11 protein-coding genes and 1 other RNA gene are annotated in these 15,487 nt (G+C 70.6%); 4 read left to right on the top strand and 8 right to left on the bottom strand.

Annotation, left to right across the window (positions count from 1 at the left end; all coding sequences use genetic code 11):
* The first annotated feature begins 42 nt into the window (after positions 1-42).
* On the top strand, positions 43-3,147 hold the full coding sequence (locus SSMG_RS36650; protein WP_009084587.1) for a TIM-barrel domain-containing protein: 3,105 nt from the start codon (positions 43-45) through the stop codon (positions 3,145-3,147).
* Positions 3,148-3,223: 76 nt separating this feature from the next.
* Here SSMG_RS36650 and SSMG_RS36655 read toward each other — a convergent pair whose 3' ends face one another.
* Positions 3,224-5,287: a DNA polymerase III subunit gamma and tau gene (locus SSMG_RS36655; protein WP_009084589.1), complete on the bottom strand. Its 2,064-nt coding sequence runs from the start codon at positions 5,285-5,287 to the stop codon at positions 3,224-3,226.
* Between the two features lie 24 nt (positions 5,288-5,311).
* Between SSMG_RS36655 and SSMG_RS36660 the strand changes: the two genes are divergently transcribed.
* On the top strand, positions 5,312-6,184 hold the full coding sequence (locus SSMG_RS36660) for a spermidine synthase (RefSeq protein WP_009084591.1): 873 nt from the start codon (positions 5,312-5,314) through the stop codon (positions 6,182-6,184).
* Positions 6,185-6,200: 16 nt separating this feature from the next.
* Here the strand turns inward: SSMG_RS36660 and ffs are convergent.
* The 4 genes from ffs to SSMG_RS36675 all read right to left on the bottom strand — a co-directional run bounded on the left by ffs (position 6,201) and on the right by SSMG_RS36675 (position 9,547).
* Positions 6,201-6,300: signal recognition particle sRNA small type (gene ffs / locus SSMG_RS43050), an RNA gene on the bottom strand.
* A 5-nt stretch (positions 6,301-6,305) separates the two neighbouring features.
* Positions 6,306-6,800, bottom strand: a complete 495-nt coding sequence (locus tag SSMG_RS36665) for an ATP/GTP-binding protein (protein WP_009084593.1) — start codon at positions 6,798-6,800, stop codon at positions 6,306-6,308.
* Between the two features lie 3 nt (positions 6,801-6,803).
* Positions 6,804-7,223 carry a roadblock/LC7 domain-containing protein gene (locus SSMG_RS36670; protein WP_009084595.1) on the bottom strand — a complete coding sequence of 140 codons (420 nt, stop codon included), beginning with the start codon at positions 7,221-7,223 and terminating at the stop codon, positions 6,804-6,806.
* Positions 7,220-9,547: an ATP-binding protein gene (locus SSMG_RS36675; protein WP_037716071.1), complete on the bottom strand. Its 2,328-nt coding sequence runs from the start codon at positions 9,545-9,547 to the stop codon at positions 7,220-7,222. The genes SSMG_RS36670 and SSMG_RS36675 overlap by 4 nt, the downstream gene beginning before the upstream one ends.
* Before the next feature lie 260 nt (positions 9,548-9,807).
* Between SSMG_RS36675 and SSMG_RS36680 the strand changes: the two genes are divergently transcribed.
* Positions 9,808-10,713, top strand: a complete 906-nt coding sequence (locus tag SSMG_RS36680; RefSeq protein WP_100266981.1) for a serine/threonine dehydratase — start codon at positions 9,808-9,810, stop codon at positions 10,711-10,713.
* Here SSMG_RS36680 and SSMG_RS36685 read toward each other — a convergent pair.
* From SSMG_RS36685 to SSMG_RS36695, 3 genes are read right to left on the bottom strand one after another with little or no spacing between them, the layout of a single operon-like run.
* Positions 10,700-12,469, bottom strand: a complete 1,770-nt coding sequence (locus SSMG_RS36685; RefSeq protein WP_050788517.1) for a glycosyltransferase family 39 protein — start codon at positions 12,467-12,469, stop codon at positions 10,700-10,702. The genes SSMG_RS36680 and SSMG_RS36685 overlap by 14 nt on opposite strands.
* Before the next feature lie 45 nt (positions 12,470-12,514).
* The gene (locus tag SSMG_RS36690; RefSeq protein WP_009084602.1) at positions 12,515-13,978 is read right to left on the bottom strand and encodes a cell wall metabolism sensor histidine kinase WalK; all 1,464 of its coding nucleotides are present in this window, start codon (positions 13,976-13,978) and stop codon (positions 12,515-12,517) included.
* Complete coding sequence (locus SSMG_RS36695) at positions 13,953-14,705, bottom strand: response regulator transcription factor (protein ID WP_009084604.1); 753 nt, start codon at positions 14,703-14,705, stop codon at positions 13,953-13,955. Before SSMG_RS36695 ends, SSMG_RS36690 begins: the two co-directional genes overlap by 26 nt.
* A 171-nt stretch (positions 14,706-14,876) precedes the next feature.
* Between SSMG_RS36695 and SSMG_RS36700 the strand changes: the two genes are divergently transcribed.
* Positions 14,877-15,446: a hypothetical protein gene (locus SSMG_RS36700; protein WP_037716073.1), complete on the top strand. Its 570-nt coding sequence runs from the start codon at positions 14,877-14,879 to the stop codon at positions 15,444-15,446.
* The last annotated feature ends 41 nt before the right edge of the window (positions 15,447-15,487 follow it).

Below are 15,487 nucleotides of genomic sequence, written 5' to 3' on the forward strand. Positions count from 1 at the left end.
GTCCCGACTTACCGTCGCTGGGGACTTCTCGAGGAGGCACCGGTGGCAACATCACTCCGAGGACGACTGGTGCGGCTGCTGGCCGTGACAGCCATGGCGGGCACTCTCGTGTCGACGGGAGTCGCCGAGGCCGCACCCCAAGCGGTGACCGCCGGATCAGCACGGTTCGAAGTGCTGTCGCCGACGCTCATCCGCACCGAATACGCGGGCGACGCCAAGTTCGTCGACGCCGGCACGTTCAACGCGGTCGGTCGCGGCGGTTTTCCGCAAACCCCATACACCGCAACCAAACGCGACGGCTGGCTGACCATCCGGACCAGTGCCGTCCAGCTGCGCTACAAGCTCGATTCGGGAGCGTTCTCCGACGACAACCTCACCGTCCAGCTGCGTACCGGCGGCCAGGACGTCACCGCCCGGCCGTGGGCGGGCAAGCTCACGCCGAGCTGCGCGTTTGGCACCCTCTGCGAGGCTGAGCAACTGCAGCTCAACGGGCCAGGCGTGGCCAGCGACCACCGCGGCTACACCGGCGACGGGTTCGCGGCGGGCTTCACCAATCCCGGCGACAGCCTGTCCTTCCGCGCCACCGCTCCCGGTGCGCACCAGCTGGACCTGCGCTACGCCAACGGAACCGGCGGCGACGGACAGCACACGACCCGCACGCTCAGCGTCCTCGTAGACGGCACGGACGCCCACACCATCACGCTGCCGACCACCACCGACTGGGACACCTGGGCCGTCGCGACCGTCCCGCTCACCCTGTCCGCGGGACAGCACCAGGTGACCGTGAAGCGCGGCACCGCCGACTCGGGCAACGTCAACATCGACAGCCTCGCCCTGGTCAACACCGGTGCCGAGTACCCGCAACCCGTGCCGCCCGCGCCGACACCGTGCGCGTTCGGTGTCCTCTGCGAGGCTGAGCAAGGCGCGCTGTCCGGCGGCGCGCATCCGGCCAGTGACCACGACGGGCACTCCGGCAAGGCCTTCCTCGCAGGCATGGAGCGACCCGGTGCGTCGGACGCGCTGACAATCACCGGCGTCCCCGCCGACGGTGCCTACGACCTGCAGCTTCGCTACGCCGACGCGACCGCCGTTTCCGGCCAAACCCAGCCGACGTCGTTGACGCTGCAAGCCGGCGGCGCCTCGACCAACCTGAGCCTGCCGTCGACCAGCAGCTGGAATTCGTGGCGCACCAAGGCAATCCCGGTGAACCTCAAGGCGGGCAGCAACACCGTCACCCTGTCCTGCCCGGACTCGAACTGCCACGTCAACCTCGACACCGTCGCCGTCACCGCCGCGCATTCGGTTCTGCTCGCCCCGCACGCACCGCTCGGTGGTTACCGACGCGGCCTCGACGGGGTCGACGGAAGCGCGGTCTCCGCGCCCGGAATCCTTTACCAGGACGGCTGGTCCCTGCTCGACGACACCGCCTCCGCGCTGTACGACCCGCGCACCAAGGTCGTCACCCAACGCCCCAGCAGCGAGTCCTATCAGGACGGTTACGTCTTCGCGTACGGCCAGAACTACGGCCAAGCGCTGCGAGAACTGGCCCAGCTGACCGGACCGTCGCTGCTGTTGCCCCGCTGGGCTTACGGCGTCTGGTACTCCGAGTACTACGACCGCACCGCCGCCGACTTCGAGCAAACGATCCTGCCGAAATTCCGCGAGCAGCACGTGCCGCTCGACATGCTCGTCGTCGACACCGACTTCAAATCTCCGGACCGGTGGAACGGCTGGGAAATCGACCCGACCCGCTTCCCCGACCCGAAGGCGTTCTTCCAGTGGGCGCACGACCAGGGCCTGCACACGTCGCTGAACATTCACCCGAGCATCCGCGGCGACGACCCGCAGTTCCCGGCGGCGCAGGCGACCGCGAAGGGCAAACTGCAGCCCAGTTGCGGAAAAGACTGCTACGTCTTCGATTTCGGCGATCCCGACCAGCTGCGGGCCTACTTCGACCTGCACCGGACGATGGAACAGCAGGGCAACGACGTCTGGTGGCTCGATTGGTGTTGCGACGCCTCGAAATCCAGCCTCGCCGGGGTCACTCCGGACGCGTGGATCAACCAGCAGTACGCCGAGCACGGCGGCTTCGCGTTCTCCCGCGCGTACGGTTCGCTGCAAGCCGGTGGATACAGCTCGCCGACCGCCGTGCCGACCGGGCCGTGGGCGGACAAGCGCACCACGCTGCACTTCACCGGAGACACCATTTCCGACTGGGCCACGCTGGCCTTCGAGGTCGGTTACACGCCCGGCGAATCCGCGGCGACCGGCCTGGCGTCGGTGAGCCACGACATCGGCGGCCACACCGGCGGATTGCAGCAGCCGGGAACGGAACCGGGCAGCACGAAACTGCCGGACGACCTGTACGCGCGCTGGGTGCAGCTCGGCACGTTCCAGCCGATCGACCGATTGCACTCCAACCACAGCGACCGGTTGCCGTGGCAGTACGGTGCGGCCGCGGATGCGTCAGCGACGAAATTCCTTAACCTGCGCGAGAATCTCGTGCCGTACACGTACACGCTCGCGCAGCAGGCCACCGCGACCGGAATGCCGATCGTGCGGCCGCTGTACCTGCAGTATCCGGACCAGCAGGAGGCATACGCCCAGTCCGGCGGCGAATACCTGTACGGTCCGGACGTTCTCGTGGCTCCGGCGACCAGCCCGGGCACCACGGCGACCACGAGTGTCTGGTTCCCGCCGGGCAACGACTGGACGGACTACTTGACCGGCAAGACCTACCGCGGCTGCACCACCGCGCAGATCACCACGGGCTGGGACACGATGCCGGTGTTCGTGCGTTCGGGCGGAATCATGGTGACCCGCAGCGGAAACGTCGCCGGGGACGCGCACGATCCGCTTGCCGCCGCGACCGTCACGGTGGCTTCCGGGCACGACGGCGCGTTCAGTCTCTACGAAGGGGCGGCCACGACTTCCTTGCGCTACAACGAAAATCCCCACGCGGCGACGCTCGCGATCGGTCCTTCGCAGCGCGCGTGGACGGTCCGGTTCACCAATGCCGCCGCGCCGTCCGCGGTGTACGTGGACGGTCGGCGCAGCGGGAGTTGGACTTGGGACGCGGCCACTCGGACGGTGACCGTGCAGACGCCGCCGACGTCACATCCGCTGCAGGTTCGGCTGATCCGCTAGTCCAGCGGACGCGCCATCCGCTGAACGTCGTGAGTGTTTGTGCCGGTTAGAACCGGCACAAACACTCACGAGGCGGTCAGTCCAGCGGACGCGCGCCGAGGTGGTCCGAGAGCAGCTTCCGCGCGATCTGCTCCGGATCCTCCTCCGCGGGCGGCGGCGGAGGCGGCGGGACCGGGCTGGAGTCCTCGGAGTAGATGTCGTCGTCCTCGTCCGTGGGCTCGGGCGGGAGCGGGATGTCCGGTTCGCTCGTGGTGACGCGCGGGCGGCTCGGCGCTTCCGGCGCGGGCTTCGGAGCGGGCGGGGCGGCCGCCGGGGGCTGCGCGGACGCGGACGGGCGTGTGAACGACCGTTCCGGAGCCGGAGCCGCCGGTTGCTGCCGGGGGGCCTGCCGTGCCGGAGCGGCGGCCGCGGCCGCGCCGTGCACGCAGCGGACCTGCCATTCGCCGCCGAGCACCTCGCTCAGCCCGGCCGCGATCTTGCTCGCGTTGCCCTGGTCGCTGAGGCGCCGGGCGAGCGGTTCGGACTTGTGCGTCAGCGTGACCGCCGAGCCGTCGACCTCGGCGACCGTCGCCTGCGTGAGCATGGCTTCGAGCGCGCGACCGCCGGTGAACTTCCGCAGCGACGCCAGCAGTTGCGGCCATTTCTCGCGCACCTTGGCCGCGTCGACGCCGCCCGCGGCCGGGGCTTCCGCAGCCGCGGGCGCTTCCGGGGCAGGAGCGGGGGCAGGCGGTTCAGCAGGAGCCGGACGGCTGACCTCCGGGCGAGCCGGACGCGCGGGTTCCTCCGCCGCCGGACGGGCCGGTGCGGCGGGAGCTTCCTGCGCCGGACGAGCCGGTGCCGCCGGAGCTTCCTGCGCCGGACGCTGCGAAGGCCGCTGGAACCGAGCCGGAGCCTCCGCCGGAGCAGCGGACGCGGCCGGAGCAGCGACCGGAGCGGGTCCAGCCTGCGGAGCCGGGGCGGCGCCAGCCGGAGCGGGCGCGCCTGCCGGACGTCGCTCGAGCCGTTCGATCCGCGCCAGCAAGGCTTTCTCCGCCTCGGTGACCGACGGCAGCAGCATCCGCGCGCAGAGCAGTTCGAGCACGAGCCGCGGCGAGGTCGCGCCGCGCATCTCCAGGAGTCCACTGTGGACGATGTCGGCGTAGCGGGACAGCGTGGCCGGGCCGAGCTTCTCGGCCTGTTCGGTCATCCGCTTCAGCTCGTCGTCCGGCGCGTTGACCAGGCCGCGTTCGCCCGCTTCCGGGACCGCGCGCATCAGCAGCAGGTCGCGCAGCCGGTCGAGCAGGTCGGTGGCGAAGCGGCGCGGGTCGTGTCCGGCGTCGGCGAGTTTCTCGACGGTGCCGAACACTTCGGCCGGGTCGTCGTTCGCGAGCCCGTCGATCACCGCGTCGATCAGCGCGGTGTCCGTGACGCCCAGCAGCGCCACCGCCCGCGGATACGTGACGCCCTCCGGACCGGCCCCGGCGAGCAGCTGGTCCAGCACCGACTGGGTATCGCGAGCCGAACCGCCTCCGGCGCGGATCACCAGCGGGTACACCGCCGGTTCGACCGTCGCGCCCTCGGCCGCCACGTTGCGCTCCAGCAGCTCCCGCATCGAACTCGGCGGGATCAGCCGGAACGGATAGTGGTGCGTGCGCGAGCGGATGGTGGTGAGCACCTTGTCCGGCTCGGTGGTGGCGAAGATGAAGATCAGGTGCTCGGGCGGTTCCTCGACGATCTTCAGCAGGGCGTTGAAGCCCTGCGTCGTGACCATGTGCGCCTCGTCGATGATGAACACGCGGTAGCGCGATTCGGCGGGCGCGTAGAACGCCTTGTCCCGCAGTTCGCGGGCGTCGTCCACGCCGCCGTGGCTGGCCGCGTCGAGTTCGGTGACGTCGACGCTGCCCGGGCCTTCCGGCGCGAGCGCGCGGCACGAGTTGCATTCGCCGCACGGATCCGGGGTCGGGCCTTGGGCGCAGTTGAGCGAGCGCGCCATGATCCGCGCGCTCGACGTCTTGCCGCAGCCGCGCGGCCCGGAGAACAGGTACGCGTGGTTGATGCGCCCGGCGGCCAGCGCCGTGCGCAGCGGTTCGGTCACATGCTCCTGGCCGACGACCTCGGCGAAGGTCGCCGGACGGTACTTCCGGTACAGCGCGAGAGCCACGTGCCCGAGACTACAGTGAGCACGGTGAGCCCCTCCCGTTCCGGTCGCGGCCGTGCGCCGAGCGGGCCGCGACCGGGCAGTTACCCGGTGCGGTTCGGGACCGCCGAGCTGCTGCGCGACGCCGATCGGCCCAACGCGTGGCTGCTTTCGGTCGACGGGGTGGCGCAGTCCTACGTCGATCTCGACGACCCGACGAACCTGGAGTTCGACTACGTGCGCCGGCTCGGCGACCTGGTCGACTTCCTCCCGCCCGGCCCGCTCGACGCGCTGCACGTCGGCGGCGCGGGCTGTTCCCTGCCGCGCTACGTCGCCGCGACGCGACCGGGTTCGCGGCAGCTGGTCTTCGACGCCGACGAGCCGCTGATCACTCTGGTCCGCGAACAGCTCGACCTGCGCAGCGTCCCGAAGCTGCGGGTACGGATCGAGGACGGCAGAGCGGGCGTGCGCAGCAGGCACGACGCGACGGCGGACTTGATCGTGATCGACGCCTTCGAGCGCGCGACCCTGGCCGGCGGCTTGGCGACCGTCGAGTTCGTCACGGACGCAGCCCGCGTGCTGCGCCCGGGCGCGACGATGCTGGCGAACATCTCCGACGGCCCTGGTCTGCCGTTCGCCCGCCGGTTCCTCGCGACGTTGGCGGAGGTGTTTCCGCACGTCGTCCTGCTGGCCGAGCCCAGTGTGCTGCGCGGCCGCCGGTTCGGGAACCTCGTGCTGGCCGCCTCGCGGTCCGACCTGCCGACCGCGGAGCTGACCCGGCGCGCGGCGTCTTCGCCGTATCCGGCGCGGGTGGTGCACGGCGCTGAACTGCGGCAGCTGCGCGGGAAGGCGGCCCCGGTCTTCGACGCGGAATCACTGCCCTCGCCGACGCCACCGGACGACGTCCTCGGCCTGTTCTAGACCTGTCCTAGGCATAAAAAAGCGGGTTCCCCCCGTACCCGCCAGAGCCCGCTTATCCTTGCTGCCTTCCGGCCCTGGGGAAGTTCACAGGGTGGACGCCACGGGGGGTCCCCGCAGACGACTATAGCGGACTCGGTTGCCGGGCCTCCGCCCCCTCGGCCGCCCTCGCTTCGACCAGGTCGAGCACCTCCCGCACGGACCCCGGGTCGCGGGCGTCGAACGGGTGCACCGGGACGCCGTCGCGCACGGTCAGCGCCCAGCGCACGTCGTGCAGCGGACGCGTGAGCAGGCCGTCGAAGCAGTTCACGCCGACCACGAACGGCAGCCGCATGCCTTCGACCGCGTCGAGCACCGGGTACGCGTCCGCGATCCGCCGCGGGTCGACCACGACGAGCGCCGCGTCCGCGCCCCGCACGAGGTCGGGCCAGCGGAACCAGAACCGGGCCTGTCCCGGCGCGCCGAACAGGTACCGCCGCCGCTCGCCCTCGCCGAGCCTGCCGAAGTCGAGCGCCGCGGTCGTGTCGCCGGCGTCGGTGCGCACCGGCGCGATCTCCGAAACGGCGTGCACCGCCGTCGTTTTCCCGGCTCCGGCCGGGCCAAGCACGAGGATCTTCACGGGTCAGGCGAACGCGGTGTTCTTCAACTCCTCGACCAGCGCGGGGGTGAGGACTTCGGACGCGCGGTTGGCGAACATCGCCATCTCGTAGGCGATCGTGCCGAGGCTGGCCTGTTTGTTGGCCAGGACGCCGAGCGAGCAGCCGATGCTGATGGTGCAGACCACCAGGTAGCCGCGCTCGAGTTCGACCACGACCTTGTCCGGATCGCCGAGCGGATGGCTTTCGGACACGCTCTGGGCCAGCGCGAGCATCGCCGAGCAGGTCGCCGCGAGCCGGTCGGCGTCCGCGCGGTCGAGGTCCTGGGACGCGGCGATCAGCAGCCCGTCCGCGGACACCGCGAGCGCGGCGATCGCGCCGGCGGTGTGCAGCGCGAAGCGGTTGACCAGCCAGTTGAAGTTCTGCGCGGCGGCGGGAACGGTCATGATCCTCCTTGATCGGCCTGCTGGGCGGTGACTTGCTGAGCTTTGGCGACGCCGTCGGAGAACGAGTCGAAGGTGGCCCGCTCGGCGGCCGGATCGCGCAGTCCGCGGCGCGGCAACGGGGTCCGGACGATCTGCGGGATTTTGAGCCCGGGGGCCAGCTGAGCGCCGGGAACGCGGCGGAAGACGCCGTCGCGGGATTCCGGTGGCACGACGGTGAACTGGTGCGTCGGCGACGGATCCGCGACGTCCGAGGTGTCCGGGGTGTCCTTTGTGGACTCTTCAGGTTCCTCGGGAAGCTCCAGCGTTCCGGTGAGCGAGGCGAATTCCGGCTCCGCTTCCGGCCACTTCGGGGCCTCGTCCGGCTTCGGCTCGGCAGCGTCGGGTTCCGGCGGGTCGGTGAACCAGCTGAAGCCGGCCGGAGTCGGCGTGGACAGCGCGGCGATCGCGGGCGCGGGCAGCAGCACCGGCCGCGGGTCGGGCACCTGTCCCGGTTCGAAAAGCCCTGGCCCGCGCCGGAAATCGACGTCTCGGGTGAACAACGCCTTCGGCACCGAAACCTTCGCGGTCACCCCACCGTCCGGAGTGGACTCCAGTTCGACGCGCAGCGAATGCCGTTGCGCGAGCCGCCCGACCACGGCCAGGCCGAGCTGCTGTCCGGACGCCGCGTCGACTGGTTCGGCGAGCCGGTGGTTCTCCTGCGCGAGCCGGTCCGCGGACAGCCCGACGCCGTGATCGGCGATGCGCACCAGCAGATCGCCGGACGGCTCGAACTCCGTCGAAATCTCCACCGGCGATTCCGGCGGCGAGAACGCGGCGGCGTTTTCCAGCAGTTCGGCGAACAACAGCACCAGGTCGATCCCCAGCGAGGGCGCGAGCAGTGCGTCCGCCGGTTCGCCGATCCGGATCCGGGATTCGTCGTCGATTTCCACGGCGGCCGAGCGCAACGCGGTGGCCAGTTCGATCGGGCCGCCGACCCGGCTTTCGTCGCGATTTCCCGTCACCACAAGCAGATCGTCCGCGGTGCGGCGCAGCCGGAGGGCGGCGTGCTCCACGCGGTGCAAGCCGGCGAGCAACACCGGATCGTCGGTGCCGCGAGTCAATTCCTCGACCATCGTGCGCTGGCCGGCGACCAGGTTCTGCGTGCGCTTGGCCGCTCCGACCAGCAACTGGACCCCGGCACGGCGCGCGTTCGCCTGTTCGGTCACCGCATCCACCGCGGCGCCGCGGAGCCGGTTGAACGCGTCGGCCAGCTCGGCCAGCTCGCCACCGGTCCCGGCCTCGAGAGCGGGCAGCGACGGTTGCGGCGAATCCGATCCCGGTTCGGCGATCTGAACCAGTTCGGGGGCGGCCAGGTCGGCGGTCGAACGAGCTTGGCTGCTCAGCCGGCGCAGCGGCCGGGCGATGGATCGCGCGGCCAGTACGGACAACGCGGCAACCAGTCCGAAAAGGACAATTGCGGCGCCGCCGACGAGGAACGCCGTCCGGGTCGCGCTGGACGCTTTCGCGGAGGCGGCATTCGCGATCGCTCCGGCGAGCCGGGTTTCCGCCGCGTCGCGCTGATCGGCGAGCTGAGTACCGGCGGTGACCACATCGGACACGAACTGCCGGTCTTGCCGTGGGGCCGCCGCGAGCCGGTCGAGCTGCTGAGCCGTCGTCCCGCTCTCGACGGCGGCGAGCTGCGCCGCGTCCTGAGTCCCGGCCAGCCGGGCGAACTGTTCTCCGTAGACAGCGGCGCGCTGACCTGCGCGATCAACTCCGACGGAAGCGACCAGCGCGGTCGCCCGGGCGGCTCGCTGCTCGTCCGCGCGCAGCAAGGCGTCGAGCGCTCGGGCGTCCGCACTGTCCGAAGTGGCCAGTCCCAGTGCGTCGATCACTCCCGTGGACAGGGAATCGTAGCCAGAGGCGATATCGGCTACGGAAATCTGCCGATTGAGTGCGTTCTGCCGCAGTTTCGCCAGTGAGCCGCCTGGACTGAGCAGGCCATCTGCGACCCCGTGCGCGGCGCTGTCCACTGACTGCTGCTGCCGGACGAGCGCTGAATTGGTGGCCGACAGGTCGGCGACGAAAGCGGCCGCGAGCAGGCTTTCCCGCTGCAACTGGCCCACCAGGCCGCCCACCCGCTGCGCCCGGGCCGCGGCGTCCGAGGCGGTCGCGGCCGTCGACGCGGCGGTGACCTGAGTGAGCACGAACGGAACCGCCGCCGCGGCGACCAGGATCAGCGGAACCACGACCAGCACGGTCACTCGCGCCTGCACAGTGCGGAGCCCCAGGCGGTCGAGCAGCCGCGCAGCGGCTTCCGGCGACCGGGCCGAGCCGTCGCGCATGCACGTCACCTTTCGTTCCCGAGGAGTCCCGACGAGACCGAGGCGTGAAGTGCACCGAACGGGGACACCCGCGGGACGCTACTACTCTCGGTAGTACTCGTCGCGGTACGCACATGGTCGGACACCCCACGTCTGCGCAGAGCTTAGCGAGATCGGCAAGAGCTAGACAATGCCCTCTTGTTCCGTGTCGTGCCCTGACACGCTGGGGTTTTCCCGGCGAGCGGCACCCGGGGAGCACGCCGGGGAGGAGAATGACCGATATGCGCACCGCACCTGTCGCCGCCGACGTCGCCGCAGCCCACCTTCGCCTCCGACCACACGTCCGGTGGACGCCGCTGTTACGCACCGAAATCGACGGCCGTCCCCTCGTCCTCAAGCTGGAGCAGCTCCAGCGGTCCGGGTCGTTCAAGCTCCGCGGCGCGGTAAACGCCCTGCTCACCGGGCCGGAGCCGAAGCGGGTCGTCACGGCGTCCGGCGGAAATCACGGTCTCGGCGTCGCCACCGCCGCGCAGTCGCTGGGCATTCCCGCTGTCGTCTACGTGCCGGAGTCCGTGCCCGAAGCGAAGGCCGCCGGCATCGAAGCGGCTGGCGCGAAGCTCATCCGGCACGGCGCGACGTACGGCGAGGCTGCCGCGGCCGCGCTGGCCGTGGCCGACGAATCCGGCACTCGCTACCTGCACGCGTACGACGACCCCGACGTGATTGCCGGGCAAGGAACCGCGACCGCGGAGATCGTGGCCGACGCACCGGACGTCGATGCCATTGCCGTCGCGGTCGGCGGTGGCGGGCTGGCGTCCGGCGCGACGCTGGCCGCGGACGGCCGTCAGGTGTTCGCGGTGGAGCCGGAGCACTGCCAGGCGCTGCACGCCGCCATCGCCGCGGGCGAGCCGGTAGACGTCACCATCGACTCGGTCGCCGCCTCCGCGCTCGGCGCGACCCGCGTCGGCGAGCTGGCCTTCGGCATCCTCAACTCGCCGGCCGTCACGTCCGTGCTGGTGTCCGACGCCGAGATCCTCGCCGCGCGAGACCTGCTGTGGCGCGACTTCCGGCTCGTCGTCGAACCGGCCGCCGCGGCTCCGCTGGCCGCCCGGCTGGCCGGGCGCGTCCCGGCCGAGCTGCCTTGTTTTGTCTTGTGCGGAGCCAATACCTCGGTCACTTTTGCGTGAGGTCGTACACCGTCGCGCCGCCGACCATGGTGGGCCGGAAGTGCTGCTTGACCCAAGCGGTGATCTTCCCGGCGGTGCCGCGGCTGCCACCCGGGCCGCCGCGGCCGTTGCGCGCGCCGACGACGAAGTAGTGGATCTCGCCGCTCGCCACGTACTGCTGGAATTGCGCGAGCGACGGCGCGGGATCGCCGCCGCTGAAGCCGCCGACCGCGAGTACCGGCTTGCCGCTGTTCAACGCGAGCCCGGCAGCCTGCATCGCACCGGTTTCGGCGGCGGCCCACTTCGTCGTCGTGGTCTCCAGCAGCCGGTTCAGCTCCACAGTGGACGGTTGCGAGGCACCGAAATCGGGGCGTCCCTTGTGCTGTGGCCCAGACGCCGGACCTCCGCCGGTGTGCGCCGTCGACGCGGTCGCCACGGTGAAGGACGCCATCCCCAGCAGCGCGGCCACCAGCGCCAGCACCGCGACCGCGCGGCGGGCGGTCCCGATCAACAGCGCGGCCACGCCTAGAACGCCGAGCACCAGCACGGTGTACCGCACCCACGGCTGCCAGTTCGGCGTCCGCTGCAGCAGCACGAAACTCCACGCGACAGTCGCCGCCAGCATCACCGCAAGCACCGCGCGCGGGGCGAAGTAGGCACGGCCGCGCCACAGTTCGGTCGCGGAAATCGCTACCGTGGCGGCGATTCCCGGCGCGAGCACGACCGTGTAGTACGGGTGGATGATCCCGCTCATGTAGCTGAACACGAATGCGCTGAGCACCGTCCAGGCACCCCACAGCAACAGCGCCGCGCGAGTTCGATCAGTGCGTGTCGCACGCCGGGTGAACCACAACCCGGCCACGAGTCCGATCAACGCAGCTGGCAGCAACCAGGACGCCTCGCCGCCGAATTGCTCGGTGAACAAGCGAGTCAAACCCGGCTGGCCGTGCGCAGGCAGTTTCGGTCGCGCTTCACCGCCGTGCGACTGTCCGAAGATCCGGCCGAGTCCGTTGTACCCGAAGGCCAATTCCAGCACGCTGTTGTTCGTCGACCCGCTGATATACGGTCGATCGGCAACCGGCCACAACGCCACCGCGAGTACCCACCAGCCCGCGGAAACCACCACCGCACCGGCAGCAGCGAGCAATTGCCATAGCCGCCGTCCCCACGTGGTCGGCGCCGCGACCGCGTAAGCGAGCACAAAGGCAGGCAACACCAGAAACGCCTGCAGCATTTTGTCGAGGAACCCGAAGCCGATCGCGACCCCTGCCAGCAGCAACCACTTCGTACCGGCGCTTTCCAGTGCCCGCACCAGGAAATACCCGCCCGCGACGAGCAGCAGCACCAAGAACGCGTCCGGGTTGTTGAACCGGAACATCAGCGCGGCCACCGGAGTGATCGCGAGCAACGCCCCGGCCAGCAACCCGGCGATCGGACCGGAAAGCCGCCGCACCGCCAGATACAGCAGGCCGACCGAGCCCACGCCCGCCAGCGCGTCCGGCACCAGCATGCTCCAGCTGGAAAAGCCGAAGATCCGCCCGGACAGCCCCATCATCCACAGGGAAAGGGGCGGTTTGTCGACGGTGACCACGTTGCCCGGGTCGAGCGAACCGAAGAACCACGCTTTCCAGTCCCACGTGCCCGCTTGCACGGCCATCGCGTAGAAATCATTGCCCCAGCCGGAAATCGCGACGTCGGTGAGGTACAACGCGGCGGTGCCCAGCAGCAGCACCGCGACGGCGGGGCGCACCCAACGTGGCGCGTCGGCAGTCGTCATGCCGATCATTCTCACGGCACCGCCTGTGCGCGGGCTGTGAACAGGTCACGCCTGCGGGAACGACGCCACGAATTCAGTGCGCCCCGGAACGCTGTTCACCATCACCCGACCGGAATGCGCGGCCACCACCGCCGCGACAATCGCCAGCCCCAGCCCGGTGCTTCCGGCCGCCCGCGACCGGGAATTGTCGCCGCGGGCGAATCGTTCGAACACCTCGGGCAGGATTTCCGGCGGAATTCCCGGCCCATCGTCCACAACGGACAAAGTCGCCCATCCGTCCCGAGCAGACAGTGCGGTGGTCACCGTGGTGCCCGCGGGCGTGTGCGTCCGGGCGTTGCCGAGGAGGTTCAGCACGACCTGGTGCAGTTGCCCGGAATCGCCCAGCACCGCGATCGGTTCGCCGGGAAGTTCCAGCAGCCACTTGTGTTCCGGACCGGCGACGTGCGAATCCGCGACCGCGTCGGCGACCAGCCGGGACAAATCGACCGGCTCGGGCACGACCGGACGTCCGGAATCGAGCCGCGCGAGCAGCAGCAGATCCTCCACGAGCGTCGTCATCCGCGCGGATTCGGATTCCACCCGGCTCATCGCGAACGCGATGTCCGGCGGCACCTGCTCGCTGCTGCGGCGGGTCAGCTCGGCGTACCCGCGAATCGCGGCGAGCGGCGTGCGCAATTCGTGGCTCGCGTCCGCGACGAACTGCCGCACCCGGCTTTCGCTGGCATGGCGGACCGCGAGCGCCTCGGCGATGTGGCCCAGCATCCGGTTGATCGCCGAACCGACCTTGCCGACCTCCGTGCGCGGGTCAGTGTCCACTTCGGGCACTCGCTCGGACAGCGCGACCTCGCCGCGGTCCAGCGGCAGCTCAGACACCCGGGAAGCGGTCGCGGCGAGCCGGTCGAGCGGAGCCATCGTGCGCCGGATCGTGACCGCACCAGCGAATCCGGCGACGAGAATACCGCCGAGCGCGACCCCGCCGAAGATGAATCCCAGCCGCCACAACGTTTCCGAGACCCGGTTCATCGGCAGCCCGATCACGGTGAACTCGCCGCGCGGCGAATACGTCGCGACCACGCGGTATTTCCCGAGATTCCCGGGAAGCTCGACCGTGCGGCGCTGGCCGTTCGGGGACAGCACGAGCAGGACCCGGTCCTGGTCGGGCGTGAGCGCGAGGAGCCCCAACGGGCCGATCACCTGCCCGTTGACCGCGCCGTCGTGGACCACCAGGCTGAGCGTCCCCTCGGGCTGGCCGAGCACGCGCAGCGGATCCGGCGCCGGCTTGCCGGGCCCGAAGATCGGCGGACGCGGCGCCCCGTGCCGGAACCCGCGGTCGCTCGCCGCCGCCAGCTGCCCGTCGAGCTGTCCGACGAGAAAGCTGTTCAACGCGAGTTCGGTGACCACGCCGACCACCAGGCAGACCAGCGCGAGCAGCGCCGCCAGCTGCACGATCAGCCTGCGGCGCAACGACCACGGACGGCGGCGCTCAGCCCGCGGCGGGTTTGAGGACATATCCGGCGCCGCGCATGGTGTGGATCATCGGTTCCCGATCGGCGTCGATTTTCTTGCGGAGGTAGGAAATGTACAGTTCGACGATATTCGCTTGGCCGCCGAAATCGTAGCTCCACACGCGGTCGAGGATCTGCGCCTTCGACAGCACCCGGCGCGGATTGCGCATCAGGTAACGCAGCAGTTCGAACTCGGTCGCGGTGAGCGGCACCAGGTCGCCGCCGCGGTGCACCTCGCGGCTGTCCTCGTCCAGCGTCAGGTCGCCGACCACCAGCTGCGAGCCGGTCGCCCCGGAAACCCCGCCCGCGCGGCGCAGCAGCGCGCGCAGCCGCAGCGCCACTTCTTCCAGGCTGAACGGTTTGGTCACGTAATCGTCGCCGCCCGCGGTGAGCCCGGCGATCCGGTCTTCCACCGCGTCTTTCGCGGTCAGGAAAAGAACCGGCAGATACGGCGTTTCGGCGCGCATCCGGCGCAGCACCTCGAGGCCGTCGAAATCGGGCAGCATCACGTCGAGCACCACGGCGTCCGGGCGGAAATCGCGGCCGATCCGCACCGCCTCGGCCCCGGTGCCCGCGCTGCGCACCTCCCAGCCCTCCATCCGCAGGGCCATGGACACGAGTTCGGCCAGCGTCGACTCGTCGTCGACGACCAGCACGCGGACCGGGCTGCCGTCCGCGCGGCGCAGTTCGGCCTTGCCCCGGCCGGCAGACGCGGCGTTCACACTGCTCATGGTGCCATCTTCGGGCCCTGTCTTCAGGTCGGGCTGTGCCCCGCCTGTGTGTTTCCTGTGCGGTGGCGCCCCCGCCGGGGCGCACAGGTGTCCCCCACGTCCGCCACAGCTTCCGCACAGCGGCCGCCCCGACGCTCGGGAAGGACCAGCCCGAACGTTCCGGAGGAGACCATGACGACCGATCCAGCACAGGGCGCGACCTGGGGAGAGCAGCCTGCTCCCGCCACCGGCGGCAGCGGTCCGGGGAAGGCGTGGTCGGGCCGGAAAACCGCGATCGCGGCGGGCGTCGCGGTCGTGATCGCGGTGGGCGGCGGACTGGCGATCTGGGCCGGCACCAGCGGCGGCAACGCGACCGCGCAGCAGGGTCCGGGCGGATTCGGCGGGCCGGGCGGACCGGGCGGCCCCGGCGGTTTCGCCGGCCGCGGAGGCATGGGCGGGATGGCCGCGCTGCGGGAGGCGCTGCACGGCGACTTCGTGGTGGCGGATCCGGCCGGCGGATACGTGACCGAACGCCTGCAGACCGGGACGATCACCGAACTCAGCGCCACCTCGGTGACCCTCACGAGCAAGGACGGCTACAAGCAGACCTACACGCTGGATTCGGCCACGGAGAAAACCGGTTCGCCGAAGTCCGGCGACAACGTCACGGTGGTCGCGAAGGTCCAGGGCACGACGGCCACCGCGACCTCGCTCGGCGAAGCACAGCAGTTCGGCAACGGCCAGCCGCGCCGCCGCGGGTAGCCCGTTCGGAGAAGGGAACCTTGAGAGACTTGCCTCGAGGT

This window comes from Streptomyces sp. AA4, assembly GCF_000158875.1.
Classification (GTDB): Bacteria; Actinomycetota; Actinomycetes; order Mycobacteriales; family Pseudonocardiaceae; genus Amycolatopsis.